The organism is Chromobacterium sp. HL1 (assembly GCF_057418835.1).
The window spans coordinates 4,949,434-4,964,418 of sequence record NZ_CP162399.1 but is presented as its reverse complement, the minus strand read 5'-3'; the positions used below and the strand labels follow the sequence as shown (position 1 = coordinate 4,964,418).

General features: G+C 63.9%; 12 protein-coding genes. 9 read left to right on the top strand and 3 right to left on the bottom strand.

The window, feature by feature from the left end; all coding sequences use genetic code 11:
* Positions 1-107 precede the first annotated feature (107 nt).
* Entirely contained in the window at positions 108-1,430 is a 1,323-nt protein-coding gene (locus AB1Z25_RS22760) for an MFS transporter (RefSeq protein ID WP_486636231.1), read from the top strand.
* A gap of 60 nt (positions 1,431-1,490) precedes the next feature.
* Here AB1Z25_RS22760 and hslU read toward each other — a convergent pair whose 3' ends face one another.
* Positions 1,491-2,834: an ATP-dependent protease ATPase subunit HslU gene (gene hslU / locus AB1Z25_RS22755; RefSeq protein WP_486636230.1), complete on the bottom strand. Its 1,344-nt coding sequence runs from the start codon at positions 2,832-2,834 to the stop codon at positions 1,491-1,493.
* Between the two features lie 56 nt (positions 2,835-2,890).
* Positions 2,891-3,466 (bottom strand): ATP-dependent protease subunit HslV, encoded by a 576-nt coding sequence (hslV, locus tag AB1Z25_RS22750; protein ID WP_107801419.1) that lies wholly within the window; start codon positions 3,464-3,466, stop codon positions 2,891-2,893.
* A 225-nt stretch (positions 3,467-3,691) separates the two neighbouring features.
* Here hslV and AB1Z25_RS22745 point away from each other — a divergent pair, with 225 nt between their 5' ends.
* The 8 genes from AB1Z25_RS22745 to AB1Z25_RS22710 all read left to right on the top strand — a co-directional run bounded on the left by AB1Z25_RS22745 (position 3,692) and on the right by AB1Z25_RS22710 (position 13,397).
* On the top strand, positions 3,692-4,399 hold the full coding sequence (locus tag AB1Z25_RS22745) for an energy transducer TonB (protein ID WP_107801418.1): 708 nt from the start codon (positions 3,692-3,694) through the stop codon (positions 4,397-4,399).
* Positions 4,396-5,073 carry a MotA/TolQ/ExbB proton channel family protein gene (locus tag AB1Z25_RS22740; protein WP_107801417.1) on the top strand — a complete coding sequence of 226 codons (678 nt, stop codon included), beginning with the start codon at positions 4,396-4,398 and terminating at the stop codon, positions 5,071-5,073. The genes AB1Z25_RS22745 and AB1Z25_RS22740 overlap by 4 nt, the downstream gene beginning before the upstream one ends.
* On the top strand, positions 5,060-5,470 hold the full coding sequence (locus AB1Z25_RS22735; RefSeq protein ID WP_048415369.1) for an ExbD/TolR family protein: 411 nt from the start codon (positions 5,060-5,062) through the stop codon (positions 5,468-5,470). Before AB1Z25_RS22740 ends, AB1Z25_RS22735 begins: the two co-directional genes overlap by 14 nt.
* 498 nt (positions 5,471-5,968) lie before the next feature.
* Positions 5,969-8,224, top strand: coding sequence for a TonB-dependent receptor (locus tag AB1Z25_RS22730; protein WP_486636229.1), 2,256 nt, complete (start codon positions 5,969-5,971; stop codon positions 8,222-8,224).
* 201 nt (positions 8,225-8,425) lie between these two features.
* Complete coding sequence (locus AB1Z25_RS22725) at positions 8,426-9,106, top strand: Fe2+-dependent dioxygenase (protein WP_107801415.1); 681 nt, start codon at positions 8,426-8,428, stop codon at positions 9,104-9,106.
* 212 nt (positions 9,107-9,318) lie between these two features.
* The gene (locus AB1Z25_RS22720) at positions 9,319-11,160 is read left to right on the top strand and encodes a DUF3857 domain-containing transglutaminase family protein (protein ID WP_486636228.1); all 1,842 of its coding nucleotides are present in this window, start codon (positions 9,319-9,321) and stop codon (positions 11,158-11,160) included.
* Positions 11,161-11,409: 249 nt separating this feature from the next.
* Complete coding sequence (locus AB1Z25_RS22715; RefSeq protein WP_107801413.1) at positions 11,410-11,967, top strand: PAS domain-containing protein; 558 nt, start codon at positions 11,410-11,412, stop codon at positions 11,965-11,967.
* A complete protein-coding gene (locus tag AB1Z25_RS22710) occupies positions 11,964-13,397 on the top strand; it encodes a methyl-accepting chemotaxis protein (protein ID WP_486636227.1) in 1,434 nt (477 codons plus the stop codon). The genes AB1Z25_RS22715 and AB1Z25_RS22710 overlap by 4 nt, the downstream gene beginning before the upstream one ends.
* A gap of 235 nt (positions 13,398-13,632) precedes the next feature.
* Here the strand turns inward: AB1Z25_RS22710 and AB1Z25_RS22705 are convergent, their stop codons facing one another.
* Positions 13,633-14,082 carry a hypothetical protein gene (locus AB1Z25_RS22705; RefSeq protein WP_107801411.1) on the bottom strand — a complete coding sequence of 150 codons (450 nt, stop codon included), beginning with the start codon at positions 14,080-14,082 and terminating at the stop codon, positions 13,633-13,635.
* Between the last annotated feature and the right edge of the window lie 903 nt (positions 14,083-14,985).

Here is a 14,985-nt window from a genome sequence, read left to right as displayed (position 1 = left end):
ATTTTTTCCGAAAAACCCGCTTTTCGGCAAATTATTCGACGCAGACTTTATGCCTTAGTCATTAATTGTTAAGCTAAGCGCATCCCCACCGCCCAGGAGCCCTCCTCATGCAGCAAACCTTGCGTCAACGATTGGAGGGCCTGCCCGCGCCGTTTTACGCCTTGATGCTGAGCGACGTGCTGAGCGGGCTGGCGATGGGCGCCGGTTACGTCGCCATCAGCTGGTGGGTGGTGCAATCCGGCGGCGCGCGCGATATGGCGTGGTTCGGCTCGATCACCGCGCTGGTGATGTTGCTGTCGCTGCCGCTGACCGCGCCCTTGGGCGACCGCCTGCCCAAGAACCGGCTGATAGGCGGCGGCATGCTGTTGGCGATGTTGAGCGCCCTGCTGTTGGCGCTGATGGCGGCCATGGGCTGGTATCGCATCGGCTGGGTGATTGCGGTGGAGTCGCTGGCCATGCTGGCCTGGTCCATCGTGCTGCCGTCCATGCTGAGCATCGCCGCCGAGATGGTGCCGGCGGCCAGACTGGGCGATGCGCTGTCCTTGCAGAAAAGCTCGCAGTCGGCGGGCAATCTGATCGGCCCGGTCTTGGGCGGCGGCCTGATGGCGGCGACCTCGCCCACCCTGACCCTGCTGGCCTATGCCTTCTTGCTGGTGGTGGCCGCCGCGGCCTCCTTATATGTGCGCGTGCCGCCGCGCGCGGCAGGCGCCGTCCGCAGCCCCTGGCTGGAAGATATCTGCAGCGGCTTGTACGCGCGCTGGCGCATTCCGCTGGAACGCTATTGGACCTTGGCGGTATTCATCACCCTGGTGGCCTTCATGCCGCTGGTGACCACCTTGCTGCCGGTCAAGCTGCATGCGCTGGGTTTGTCCGCCGCCTGGCTGGGCGGTTGCGAGGCGGCGATCAGCGCCGGCATGCTGCTGGGTTCGCTATGGTTCACCCATGTGCTGCTGCGCCGCTTCAGCCGTTACCAGGCGCGCACCCTCGGCATGCTGGTCTGCGGTGTATTGATGCTGGTGGTGGCGCTCAGCGACAACCCTTGGCTGATCCTGGCCTGTTTCGCGGTGATGGGGCTGATGTTCGCGCTGAACCAGCTGATCGGCCAGACCCACCGCACGCTGGCGGTGCCGGAGAATTACCGCGCGCGCTTTTCCGCCATCAATGTGATGCTGGTGAAGATAGGCTCGATGCTGGGGCCGGCGCTGGCCGGAGCGCTGCTGCATGTGCTGCCGCTGGACCGGGTTTATCTGATCTTCGCGTTGCTGCATTTGGCCACCGTGCTGCCCATGCTGCTGTTGCCGGGCTTGAAGGCTTTCCTGGAGCTGGACCACGAGGAGGTGAAGGATTGGTATTGGCGGCATCACCCGGAGGCGTTCCGCGATTTGGCGGCCATGCCAGCCGCCGCCAAGCCGGCCTGTGAGACGCGCTGAGGCGGATGCAAAAACGGCGGCCATCGGCCGCCGTTCGCGTTTCAATATATAAGGAGTGGATCAGAGCACGTAACGCGCCAGATCTTCTCGCTCGGCCACCTGCTCCAGCTTGCTGTCGACATAGGCGGCGTCGATCTCGCAGCGGCCGGCCTTGGCGTCGAACGCCACTTCTTCCAGCAGCTTTTCCATCACGGTGTAGAGACGGCGCGCGCCGATGTTCTCGGTTTTTTCGTTGACCCGCCAGGCGATCTCGGCCAGACGCTGGATGCCGGATTCGGCAAACTCCAGTTCCACGCCCTCGGTGGCCATCAACGCCTGGTACTGACGGGTCAGGCAGGCGTTGGTGCTGGTGAGGATGGCCTTGAAGTCGTCCACGGTCAGCGAGGAGAGTTCAACGCGGATGGGCAGACGGCCTTGCAGTTCCGGGATCAGGTCCGACGGCTTGGACAGCTGGAAGGCGCCGGAGGCGATGAACAGGATGTGGTCGGTCTTGACCATGCCGTACTTGGTGGACACAGTGGTGCCTTCCACCAGCGGCAGCAGGTCGCGCTGCACGCCGGCGCGCGAGACGTCGGCGCCGCCCTGGCCTTCGCTGCGGCTGGTGACCTTGTCGATCTCGTCCAGGAACACGATGCCGTTCTGCTCGACGTTCTTCAGCGCTTCGGCGCGCAGTTCCTCGTCGTTGACCAGCTTGGCGGCTTCCTCGTCGATCAACTGCTTGCGCGCCTCCGTCACCTTCATCTTGGCCGTCTGTTTCTTGCCGGAGCCCATGCCCTGGAACATGCCTTGCAGCTGGCTGGCGAAATCCTCCATCCCCGGCGGGGCCATCACATTCATCTGCGCCGCCGGCGCGGCGATTTCGATTTCGATCTCTTTATCGTCCAGCGCGCCTTCGCGCAGCATCTTGCGGAATTTCTGGCGGGTGGAGCCGTCTTCCGGCTTGGCCTCCGCTTCCGGCTCGCCGCCGAAGAAACCGGCCTGCTGGCGCGGGCGCGGCAGCAGCACGTCCAGGATGCGGTCTTCGGCCGCATCTTCCGCGCGCGGACGGTTGCGCTTGATGGCGGCGTCGCGGGTGTCCTTGATCGCCACTTCCACCAGGTCGCGGATGATGGTGTCCACATCGCGGCCGACATAGCCCACCTCGGTGAACTTGGTGGCTTCTATCTTGATGAAGGGCGCGCCGGACAGCTTGGCCAGGCGGCGGGCGATCTCGGTCTTGCCCACGCCGGTGGGGCCTATCATCAGGATGTTCTTGGGGGTGATTTCGCTGCGCAGCGGCTCGGCCACCTGCTGACGGCGCCAGCGGTTGCGCAAGGCCACCGCCACCGCGCGCTTGGCGGCGTTCTGGCCGATGATGTGTTGGTCCAGCTCGTGGACGATTTCCTGCGGGGTCATTTGCGTCATGACGTTCTCCAGCCGGAAGCGGCGCTCCCGGCGATTTGATTCTTGAATCGGGCGGCTCAGTTGGCTGCCGGCTCTTTGCCTTCCGGCTCTTCTGCGTCGTCCAGCAGCTCGATCACATGGTTGTGGTTGGTGTAGATGCAGATGTCGCCGGCGATCTCCAGCGATTTCTTCACTACCACTTCCGGCGCCAGATCGGTGTTTTCAAACAGCGCGCGCGCCGCGGACTGGGCGTAGGCGCCGCCGGAGCCGATGGCGGCGATGCCTTGCTCCGGTTCCAGCACGTCGCCGTTGCCGGTGATGATCAGGGTGCTGTTCTTGTCGGCGACGATCAGCATCGCCTCCAGCCGGCGCAGCATGCGGTCGGTGCGCCAGTCCTTGGCCAGTTCCACCGCCGACACCAGCAGATTGCCCTGATGTTTTTGCAGCTTGGCTTCAAAACGCTCGATCAGGGTAAAGGCGTCGGCGGTGCCGCCGGCAAAGCCCGCCAGCACCTTGCCGCCGTGCAGCTTGCGCACCTTGCGCGCCGAGGCCTTGATCACGATGTTGCCCAGGGTGACCTGGCCATCCCCGCCCAGCGCCACGCGATTGCCGCGGCGAATGGACACGATGGTGGTTCCGTCGAACTGTTGCATGTTTTGTATTCCAATAATGTCGCCACCGGCACTCCGCCGTGGCCAATGCTGCAAAATATGCAGGCAAAACCATGGATTGCAAGCGCCGGGCCGCTCCGGCGCGCCGGCGGACGCGACGCTTGGCAAAATCCTTTTCCCGTCATTTATTTACCCATATCAATGACGTGAGGATATACGCGTTTTCCAGCTTGGATAATGAGAATAGTTTGTATTATCATCACCGTCATGAACCAGCGAATTCTTCAATACTCGGCGCTCTCCAGCACCGTGGGCCTGCATGCCCTGGTCTTCGTGCTGATGGGCGGCGCAGTGGCGATGCAGGCGCCGATCACGCTGCCGCGCGTCGCCAGCATGGAAATGATCAGCCTGGCCGCGCCCAGCAAGGCCGCCGCGCCGGCTGCGCCCAAGCAGCAGCCCAAGCCCGAGAAAAAGCCGACGCCGCAGGTCAAGCCCACCCCGACGCCGAAGCCGACTCCGGTCAAACCCAAGGTAATGGCCACGCCCACGCCGGCCGCGCCCAGCGCCAAGGCCATCAGCGTGCCCACCGCCGCCCCCGCGGCGGAAAGCAAGCCCAGCGCGGCCACCAGCTCCGCCGAGGGCGGCAGCTCGCGCGGCCAGTCCGCCGACGCCAAGCCCTCGATCACCGAGCCGATGTACCGGGGCGGCTATCTGAACAATCCCAAGCCGGCCTACCCGGCGCTGTCCATCGAGGAAGGCGAAACCGGCACCGTGCAGCTGCGGGTGCACGTATCCGCCCAAGGCCAGCCGCTGGACGTGGCGCTGGCCAACACCAGCGGCTTCCCGCGCTTGGACCGCGCCGCCCTGGCGGCGGTGAAGAAATGGACCTTCACCCCGGCCAAACGCGGCAATGAAGCCATCGCCTACACCTTTATCGTTCCCGTTGAATTTTCTTTGAAGTCTGCCAAATCATGAATCTAATGACTGTATTCCAACAAGGGGACGCCGTGCTGGTCGCGGTGTTCATGATCCTGGTCCTGATGTCGGTGCTGACCTGGTACCTGATCCTGGTTCGCGGCGTCAGCACCTGGCATATCCGCCGCGCCAACAAGCAGGCCGAGGCCGCGCTGTGGGACGCCCCCAACTGGAAACAGGCGGAAACCCAGCTGCAGGATTCCCGCGCGCCCTTCGCCAACCTCACCCGCCAGGGCCTGGCCGCGCTGCGCCACTACCGCAGCCAGGCTGAGCGCCCGCTGGGCCAGAGCTGCGATCTGGACGAATTCCTGACCCGCGCCATCCGCAAGGGCCTGGCCCAGGAAAACGGCAAGCAGGAAACCGGCATGACCGTGCTGGCCTCGGTGGGCTCCACCGCGCCCTTCATCGGCCTGTTCGGCACGGTATGGGGCATTTACCACGCGCTGGTGAACATCGGCGCGGCCGGCCAGGTCACCATCGCCGCGGTGGCCGGCCCCATCGGCGAGGCCCTGGTGGCCACCGCCGCCGGCCTGGCCGCCGCCATCCCCGCGGTGCTGGCCTACAACGCCCTGACCCGCATGCAGCGCATCATGGCTCAGGACATGGACTACTTCGCCCACGATCTGCACGCCCAGCTGCTGACTCAGTCCGGAGAGATCGATGGCCTTCGGTAGTTTCGACAAGGGCGGCTCCGCCCCGATGGCCGACATCAACACCACCCCGCTGGTGGATGTGATGTTGGTGCTGCTGGTGGTGTTCATCATCACCACCCCGCTGCTGACCAATACCGTCAAGCTGGATCTGCCGCAGGCCAGCGCCGCCGCGCAGCAGAGCCAGCCCAAGGAAATCCGCCTGGCCATAGACGCCGCCGGCGCGGTGTTCTGGAACGACGTCAAAGTGCCGGAAGGCGAGCTGGACGCCCGTTTCGCCGCCGCCGCCCGCGACAACCCGCAAGTGGAGCTGCACTTGTTCGCCGACAAGAGCGTGCGTTACGAAACCGTGGCCAAAACCCTGGCCAGCGCCCAACAAGGCGGCATCAGCAAGATCGGCTTCGCCACCGAAGCGCCGTAAAGACCGCCTGCGAGCAGGCCGGCGCCCGCCGGCCGCTCGCGCAGAGCCGTCACGCAAGCCCACGCCATTGGTTTGCTTGAGGACTCTGCCAGCCGGCCCCTAAGAACGTGTTTACGATCTCGCGAGCTAAGGCGAGACAAGGCGTTGTGGCTGAGAAAGCGGAATGTACGCGTGGTACATGAGCATTTCGAAACCGTTTTTAACGCTGTGTCGCCGACGCGCAGCAGATCGTAAACAGGTTCTAAGAGCCTGAGCCGCAGTAGACGCGAGATCCGCGTCCCATACCCGCCAGCGCGCAGCCGCTTATCCAGCCGCTATTTCGCGCCGGTTCCTCATCCCTCTCCACCCACTCCACGGACTGCCGCCGCGCAGACCAGGAGGGCCTTCGTCCGCTCCTTGCCCGGACCAGGCCGGAGAAGCGCGCAGTCAGGCAAAGAAGAGCAGAGCCGGCCTTAGCCGGCCGGCGATTATAACGACACAAACAAAATGAGAACCCTGATGGAACATCTGCCCACCCCAAGCCGCGGCAGCGGCATCGTCGCGCGCAAGTTGCCCGCGAAAATCGGCGCCGGCATGCTCGCCGCCGCCCTCTCCCCCGGACTGGCCCTGGCCGCCGACGCGCCCACCAAACTGGAAACCGTGCGCGTGGAAGGCGAAACGCCGGTGCGCGGCAGCCTGAAGACCGAATCCAGCGCCATCGGCAAGCTGAACCAGAAGCTGAAGGACATCCCGCAATCAGTCACCGTGCTCAGCAAGCAATTGCTGGAAGACCAGGCCGTCTCCAATTTGAAGGACGCGCTGCGCAACGTGCCCGGCATCACCTTCGCCGCCGGCGAAGGCGGCCGTACCGGCGACCAGGTGGTGATTCGCGGTTTTTCCGCCTTCACCGACACCTATCTGGACGGCATGCGCGACATCGGCCAGTACAACCGCGACACCTTCAACCTGGAAAAAGTGGAAGTGCTGAAGGGCGCCAGCTCCATGCTGTTTGGCCGCGGCTCCACCGGCGGCGTGGTCAACCAGGCCAGCAAGACGCCGTTCGCCGGCTCTCTGGTGGCGGGTGAAATGAGCGTCGGCAGCAATCGCTTCACTCGCTCCACCTTCGACATCAACCAGGCGTTCAGCGACAGCGCCGCGATGCGCGTCAACCTGATGGCCACCGACGACGGCAGCGACCGAGGCCCGGTGAAGAACCAGCGCTTCGGCGTCGCGCCGTCCCTGGCCTTCGGCCTGGGCGAACCCACCACCCTGGTGCTGTCCTACTTCCACCAGAAGGAAGACAATGTTCCGGACTACGGCATCCCGTTCAACGCCAACACCCAGCAGCCCATCGACGTGCCGCGCGACCGCTTCTACGGCCTGAACAGCGACTTCGAGAAAACCCAGACCGACATCCTCACCGCCAAGCTCACCCACCGCTTCAGCGACGACTTGGTGCTGAGCAACCAATTGCGTTTCAACCGCTTCTGGCGCGATGTGTCGCCGACCGCGCCGCGCAATCCATCAAAACAACTGAATAAACCAGCCAACCAAGGCGGAACCTGGACCGGACGCTATGTTTGCGGCGACGCGGTTAGCGGCCAAGTCGTCGACCCCAACTCCGCGATGTGCCGCAGCAAGCCGATGCGCGACGGCATCGATTGGTCGTGGAACAACCAGACCGATCTGGTCAGCAAGTTCGATACCGGCAGCGTGCGCCATACGCTGCTGGCCGGCTTGGAGCTGAGCAAGGAAAAATCCGACACCAACCGCTACGCCACGCTTGGCCTAGTTGCTCCCACCGACCGGGACAATCCCAATCCGGGATCGCCCACCGACCTCAGCCGCTACCGCAGCAGCAACACCCAGTTCGACGCCAGCAATATCGGCCTGTACGCGATGGACACGCTGGAGCTGAACCCGCAATGGAAGGCCGTGGTGGGCGCGCGCTTCGACCGCTTCAGCGGCGACTACAAGATCCGCGCCGGCAAGCGCGACGGCTCCGTCAATCAAGACCCCAGCAGCAGCTACGACGTCAGCCGCACCGACAATGTGTGGAGCTGGCGCGGCGGCCTGATCTGGCAGCCCAGCACCGCCCAGTCCTACTATCTGAGCTACGGCACCTCGTTCAACCCGTCGGGCGAAGCCTATGCGCTGGACAAGGCCACCGCCAAGGTGGATCCGGAAAAGAACCGCAATATCGAACTGGGCGCCAAGTGGGATCTGTTCGAAGGCGACGCCAGCCTGCGCGCGGCGCTGTTCCGCATCGAGAAGACCAACGAACGCAACACCGATCCGCTGGACCAGAACACCGTGCTGCTGTCCGGCAAGCGCCACACCGACGGCGTGGAAGTGGAGGGTGCCGGGCGGCTGAGCGAACGCTGGGACGTCTTCGCCGGCCTCACCCTGATGAAATCCCGCATCGACAAGGCCGCGCCGCCGGCCTTGGGCGCCTCCGGCACCGAAGGCAATATGCCGCGTTACACGCCCAAGGTCACCGCCAACCTGTGGACCACCTACAAGTTCACCGAAGAAGTGATCGGCGGTTTCGGCCTGACCCATGTGGGCAAGCGCTACGCGCATGAAGCCAACACCAACTACCTGCCGGCCTACACCGTGGCCAACGCGATGCTGGCTTACGAGACCCGCAAGTACAAGGTGCAGCTGAATGTGAACAACCTGGCCAACAAGACCTACTTCGACGGCGGCTACCCGGCGCACGCCACGCTGGGCACCCCGCGCGAAGCGCAACTGACGGTCAGCTTCAAGTACTAAGCAGGTGATTACGATCTCGCGAGCCAGAACGAGACCAGGCGCAAGCGGCTGAGAAAGCGGCCTGCGCCGATGGCGCATGAGCGCTTCGAAGCCGGCGCTCATCGCACAATGTCCCTACCGGCGCGCAGCAGATCGTAAACCGCTTGCAAGCCGGCTCCGGCCCCCGGTTCGCCGGGGGCTTGGCCCCATTACGGAGACCCCATGTTATTGCACATCCCCGCGGTGCTGAGCGCCGAAGAACTGGCGCTGGGCCGCGAACTGCTGGCCCGCGCCGACTGGGCGGACGGCCGCATCACCGCCGGCAGCCAGTCCGCCCAGGTCAAACGCAATCTGCAGCTGCCGCAGCAACTGCCGGAAGCCCAACAACTGCAGGCCATGGTGGAAGGCGCGCTGCAACGCAACGGCCTGTTCTTCTCCGCCGCGCTGCCGGCCAAAATCTTCCCGCCGCTGTTCAACTGCTACCAGGCCGGCATGGACTTCGGCAACCACGTGGACAACGCCGTGCGCCGCCACCCCTTCGACAACGGCTGGGTGCGCACCGACGTATCCTGCACCCTGTTCTTCAGCCGCCCGGACGAATACGAAGGCGGCGAACTGGTGATTGAAGACACTTACGGCAGCCATAGCGTCAAGCTGGACGCCGGCGACATGGTGCTCTATCCGTCCACCAGCCTGCACCGGGTGGAACCGGTCACCGCCGGCGCGCGGCTGGCTTCCTTCTTCTGGGTGCAAAGCATGATCGGCGACGACGGCAAGCGCCGGCTGCTGTTCGACATGGACGCGGCGATCTCCAGCCTGCGCCAGCAATTGGGCGACAACGAAGCCCTGGTGGCGCTGACCGCCAACTACCATAACCTGCTGCGGATGTGGGCCGCGCCGTGAACGCCCGTTGACCATCCGCCATCTTGTCCCGCACTTGCGCGCGGGATCGCGGACAGGCTCAACAGCGACACAAAAAGCACACACATTCGCAAGCGCTAATATGCGAATATGGAACGCTTGACCCCATCCGGCGGCGCGGACGCCGGATGCGCGTTTTCTCCGCCCTCGCGCCGTATAATCATCACCGCAACATCACACTTTTCGATTCCACTATGCGTACACTCACTCTCGGGCTGGCCGCCGGCCTCTACAGCAGCTTCAGCGCCGCCGCGCTGCAACCGGTCAGCGAAGCGCCGCTGGCGGTCAAAACCGCCGTCAGCTGCCAGCACAATAAAGACAACAGCCTGGACTGCGTCACCAGCAAGCAATTCACCATCCTGCACCCCTCCGGCCGCGAACAGCTGTCCCGCATCGACTTCACCTACCCGGCCGAAGACCGCCTGCGGGTGGAACAGGCCGAAGTGATCCAGCCCAACGGCAAAGTGATCAAACTGGGCAAATCCCAGATCGAAACCCGCGCCGCGCCCAATCCGGACGCCGGCGTCAGCCGCGACATGCAAACCTGGATGGCCTTCCCGGAATTGTCGGTGGGCAGCACCGTGTCCTACCGCATCAAGACCCACAGCGTGGCGCAGCCCTTGGTGCGCCAGCTGCGCTACCAACTGGACCTGGGCCCGCAAAAAGCGCGCGAAGACAGCTTCAACTTCGACATCCAGTCCACGCGTCCGCTGATCTGGCGCGGCATGATGCTGGACGATTACGCGGTGGACGCCAGCGCGGACCGCAAACGCGTCAAGGTCTCGCTGCGCCGGCCGCGCTACCTCAACTACATCAACGAATGGAACAACAGCGCGCTGCGCGAATGGCCGCAGCTGGTGATCGCCACCTCGGACCAGCCGCAAGACCACTTCGGCGCTCACGCCCGCCGCTACAACGAAATCCTGGCCGCGCCGCTGCCGCCGGCCGCCGCCGCCGTGGTGGCCGCCAACCAGGGCAAGCCGGCCGCGGAGCAGGCGGCTGCCTTCATGCAGCACATCAACCGCAACTACCGCTACCTCAACGACACCCGTCTGGCGGAACGCGGCCTGGTGCCGTTCACGCTGGCGGAAATCGAAAAGCACGGCTACGGCGACTGCAAAGACCTCTCCACCCTGCTGACCGCCATGCTGCGCCGCTCCGGCGTCGCCGCCGAGCCGGCGCTGATCTACCGCGGCAAGTTCGCCCCGCCGCTGCTACTGCCCGGCATCGGCGCGCCCAACCACATGATCGTCCGCGCCGACATCGCCGGCCAGACCTGGTGGCTGGACCCGACCAACCCCTTTTTCCAGCCCGGCCGCATCATGTCTGACCTGCAAGACCGCTGGGCCTTCATCATCGGCAAGGACGGCGTGGTCAGCCAGACCCAGGTGCCGATGGAGCCGGCGCGCACCGATCTGAACATCAAACGCGAAAACGCGCTGCAGGCCGACGGCAGCGCCGACGTCCGCGCCGATATCGAACTAGGCAACTCCACCCTGATCGACACCATTCTGCAAGACCGCTACCAGGGCATCAGCGCCACCGACCAAAGCCTGTGCAACCGGCTGAGCAATCAGCCGGAAGGCTGCAAGGTCCAGCGCGACAAGACCTCCTTCATGGTGCCGTCCGTCTACCCGTTGCGCATGAGCGTGCGCGACCCGCGCATGCTGGAGAAGATCTCCGGCCTGTTTCTCTACGACTCCCACTTCAAGGGCGTGTGGGACAGCTTCGACAGCTACAAGCGCAACGGCAACCTGGCCGACGTCTACCTGGGCGACGCCAGCGCCATGCAGTCCGACGTGCTGCTCAAGGGCGCCAAGGCCATCCAGCCGGCCTTCGAGTGCAAGGTCAGCTCCCCCTGGTACGAGGTGAACGCCAAGCAGCAGCAAACCCCGGCCGGCATCCGCGTCCAGTACCGGATCAGCAATAAGGTGCGCTGGCTCAGCCACGCCGAGATCAACAGCCCGGAATTCGCCAAGCTGATAGACGATGCCCGCGCCTGCGTGTCCCAGATCCGCCAGATCGTCAAACTCTGAAAACCGCTTCCATGCCAGCGACGCGCCCCAAGATGTTGAACCGGCTCTGACGCCCTGCCCACCCGCGCCGCAAAGGATGCCGAAGGCATCCTTTTGTTTTTGTAAGAACTGGATTATTAAGAAGCAATTTAAGCAGCACCCTGTCAAGCATGGGCAGTACAAATAAATAAACGCTTGCCCCTACTGGGCCAGTGGCCGAAAATGAACATTTAGAGGTTATGCAATCGACAAATAAGAGAGAAACAGACCATGACGCACCCCGCCGCCGGCCCGGCCAGCAAGGAAATCCGGCTCGCTCCTCATGAACTGATCATCACCAAGACCGACCCCACCGGCCACATCACCTACGCCAACCGCGTGTTCATGCGCATCGCCGGCTACGCCGAGCACGAACTGCTGGGCAAACCGCATAATCTGATCCGCCATCCCGACATGCCGCGCGGCGCCTACCGGCTGATGTGGAAAACCCTGCAACAGGGCCAGGAATTCTTCGCCGTGGTGAAAAACCACAGCAAAAACGGCGACTACTACTGGGTGCTGGCCAACGTCACCCCGGACTACGATCTGCGCGGCCAACTGCAAGGCTATTACTCCGTGCGCCGGCCGCCCAGCCAGGAAGCGATCAAGGCCATAGAACCCGTCTACGCCCAGATGCGCCAGATCGAAGCCAGCCACAACAAGGCCACCGCGCCTGACGCCTCCGTGGCCTGGCTGCTGCAAGTGCTGGCGGAAAAAGGCGTCAGCTATCAGGACTTCATCCTGTCCCTCAACGCCCAGGTGCTGCAAGCGCCGGGAGTCGCCGCATGAACCACGACAAAAAACCGCCCTTCCTGCGCACCCAGCTGGGCTGGTGCATCATCAGCTTCAACCTGCTGGTCGCCTTCTCGCTGCTGGACGGCTTCCTGTTCCCGGAAATCGTCGGCCACATCGTGGACGCGCTGCTGCTGGCCGTCTCCATCGCCCTGTCCCTGCTGCTGTGGCGCCACAGTGGCCGCATCTTCGGTCTGCTCAACACCCTGCATGAACAACTGGGCTACGCCAGCTCCGGCGAACTGCACCACCGCGCCACCGGCACCCGCAACCTGGGCGAAGTGGGCAAGCTCGCCTGGCAGCTCAACGATTTCCTCGACCTGATCGAAACCTATTTCAAGGAAATCAACACCTGCTTCAAGGCCATCAGCGCCGGCGACTACAGCCGCCGCCCGCTGAGCCAGGGCCTGCCGGGCATCCTGGCCAGCTCGCTGGGCAGCGTCAACCGCGCGATCCAGACCATGGCCGACAACGACGGCTACATCCGCCGCAACCGCCTGTCCTCGCAGCTGGCCGCGCTCAACAACCCGCATCTGCGCAAGGACCTGGCCAGCAATCAGAGCGATCTGGAAGACATCAGCCAGGCCATGGCCGACGTAGCCGCCATCACCCAGGACACCGCGGACGGCGCGCGCGTCAGCCTGGAAACCGCCCAGCACCTGTCCGGCCACCTGGACACCATCGCCGACAGCGTCAGCAGCATGGACACCGCCAGCACCGCGCTGGCCCAGGAATGGCAGGGCATAGAAACCTCGCTGGCCGACATCTCCGCCATCGCCGATCAAACCAATCTGCTGGCGCTGAACGCCGCCATTGAAGCCGCCCGCGCCGGCGAAACCGGCCGCGGCTTCGCCGTGGTGGCCGATGAAGTGCGCAAGCTGGCCGAACGCAGCAAGAGCACCGCCAACAATGTGCAGGACGTGCTGGAAAACCTGTCGCTGCGCATCGGCAATATGCAGACCCAGGCCAGCGCCGCCGGCAATGTGGCCAGCCAGGTCAAGGACTCGGTGGAAACCTTCCGCCAGCGCTTCAGCAGCCAGGTGGAGCAGTCGCAGCAAGTGATGGCGCAGGTGAACCGCGTGCACGACAAATCCCAGCTCAGCCTGCAAAAGGTGGGCCACGTGATCTTCAAGCAGACCGCCTATCACTCGATAGAGGAGGCCAAGCCGCTGGAGCAGGGCAGCGAGCTGCAAGGCTGGCTGCAACTGCAAGGCCAGCAGTCTTTTGGCCAGACCCGCTCCTGGAGCGAGCTGGCGGCCACCGAGCAGCAGGCCAGCCAGCACATCGGCGCCGCGCTGGCGGTGTTTGGCCAGGAAGGCCCGCTGGACGAGCAGGAGATCGTCGAGCGGATGCAGAAGCTGGAGCAGGACAGCGGCCGCATCCTGCGCTATCTGGACAAGCTGGGCGAGGAGAAGCACGGCCAGTAAGCCGCGCGACAGTGTCTGCCACATCGGCATGAAGCATTGGAGCCTCGGCGGACATTCAAGCAAGCAGGAATCAAGCGGGGCCACTTTGGGCTGCCCCGCTTTTTTGCGTGCGCCGGCTCGGCGGCAAACGGTGTCGGTGGGTATCGCCTAGCGGCTCCACCCGCCCTACAAATACCCCCGACCAAACCATCCGCCGTAGGGTGGGTGGAGCGCAGCGATACCCACCGCAAGACGCTTAGCGGTTTCGCAGGCGGATGCGGCGGAAGCGCGCTTCCAGGCTGAAGCGCTGTCCCAGCGCCAGGTAGATCTGGTGCTGGCTATCGACATGGCGGTAAACCCGGACCCGGTCGGCGCCCAGCAGCATCATGATTTCCAGATAGTTGAAGAAACCCATCCACTGGCCGCGGCCGGCGCGGTCGTCAAAATCGATGTCGCGCGCCACGCGGCTGAGCAGGCCTTTACCGACGTATTCCCGATTGTCCTTCAGCCATTGCAACAGGTGAGCCGCGCATTCGCGGCCGTAGGCGTGGTCGGCGAGGAGATCCTTGCTGGGCGTAGGCATTTGCCAGTAATGCGGGTAGGTGCGGCCGGGGCAGAAGCGGACGAAGGGCAGCAGTGCGCTCTGTTGTTCCAGGGCGTTCAGTTTGTAGCGGCGGCGCGGGGGAAAGTTTTGAGGCTGTTGCATGGTGTTTCTCCTGTAATGACACAAGATGAAGCACCTGATCCCAAGTTAAGAGGGAACAGGATTGGCGTCTAAATCAATCAAATCGTTGTCAGTGCCGACTTATCGTCCACCATGCGCCTGCCAAATGGCGCGGCCATGGTAAAGCAGCCCGCGCAGTATGCTGCGTAGGCTGGTGATACACACGAACGGGACGCCAATCCCGTGTGCCGCATGTGGGCGGCAACGGGGGGATTGTTGCCGAGGGGGCGCTTGGGGTCAAGGTGGGGTGGTTGCTTTGATTGTGCGTGGCTGACTTGTTGAGTGATCTGGCTTTGAATCCGCTGCGCGGATAATGATTTTGGTGCCGCTTTCCGCGCTAACCGAGCGAGGCAAGCGTAGCGTCGCGAGGGGACACCTGGGCGCTACACGAGGTGGTCTTTTTTGAATGAAGAGGGGTGGTTTAGCGAAGTGGGCCATTCTTGTGGGTAACTTGGCCCATTGCTCTTATCTGTGGATAAGTCTTGTTTCCTAAAAGAAAGCATGTATCCGACGCGCCCCAGGTCCCTTCAAGCCTGCCGTCGGGTGGCAGGCCCGAGGTTTTAAGCGGCTGCTTGTTCGAGCAGCGCGACGTTAGCGCGCCATCACTGAGCGAATCAGAGATTCGCACGTAGAGAGTTCAGCCGCGCCTCGGGCCTGACGGGACCCGGCGGGAAGCCGCAGGCCAGGCTTGCAGGGCGGCCTTTGGGGTGTCTACGTGCGAATCTTTGATTCGCTCAGTGAGAGGGAATTTGGCCGAGCAAATTCCCCTTCCTGCCTGCCGGGCAGCCCCGGCAATCAAAACCATCATCCGCGCAGCGGATTCAAAACCCTCATTTCACCTACAGATGGCTTACCTCTCCTAACAGGTTCCGGAAGGAAGCCCCC

Coding starts and splice junctions, on each gene's coding strand:
- AB1Z25_RS22760 (WP_486636231.1), top strand. CDS start 108: ATGCAGCAAACCTTGCGTCAACGATTGGAGGGCCTGCCCGCGCCGTTT.
- hslU (WP_486636230.1), bottom strand. CDS start 2,834: ATGACGCAAATGACCCCGCAGGAAATCGTCCACGAGCTGGACCAACAC.
- hslV (WP_107801419.1), bottom strand. CDS start 3,466: ATGCAACAGTTCGACGGAACCACCATCGTGTCCATTCGCCGCGGCAAT.
- AB1Z25_RS22745 (WP_107801418.1), top strand. CDS start 3,692: ATGAACCAGCGAATTCTTCAATACTCGGCGCTCTCCAGCACCGTGGGC.
- AB1Z25_RS22740 (WP_107801417.1), top strand. CDS start 4,396: ATGAATCTAATGACTGTATTCCAACAAGGGGACGCCGTGCTGGTCGCG.
- AB1Z25_RS22735 (WP_048415369.1), top strand. CDS start 5,060: ATGGCCTTCGGTAGTTTCGACAAGGGCGGCTCCGCCCCGATGGCCGAC.
- AB1Z25_RS22730 (WP_486636229.1), top strand. CDS start 5,969: ATGGAACATCTGCCCACCCCAAGCCGCGGCAGCGGCATCGTCGCGCGC.
- AB1Z25_RS22725 (WP_107801415.1), top strand. CDS start 8,426: ATGTTATTGCACATCCCCGCGGTGCTGAGCGCCGAAGAACTGGCGCTG.
- AB1Z25_RS22720 (WP_486636228.1), top strand. CDS start 9,319: ATGCGTACACTCACTCTCGGGCTGGCCGCCGGCCTCTACAGCAGCTTC.
- AB1Z25_RS22715 (WP_107801413.1), top strand. CDS start 11,410: ATGACGCACCCCGCCGCCGGCCCGGCCAGCAAGGAAATCCGGCTCGCT.
- AB1Z25_RS22710 (WP_486636227.1), top strand. CDS start 11,964: ATGAACCACGACAAAAAACCGCCCTTCCTGCGCACCCAGCTGGGCTGG.
- AB1Z25_RS22705 (WP_107801411.1), bottom strand. CDS start 14,082: ATGCAACAGCCTCAAAACTTTCCCCCGCGCCGCCGCTACAAACTGAAC.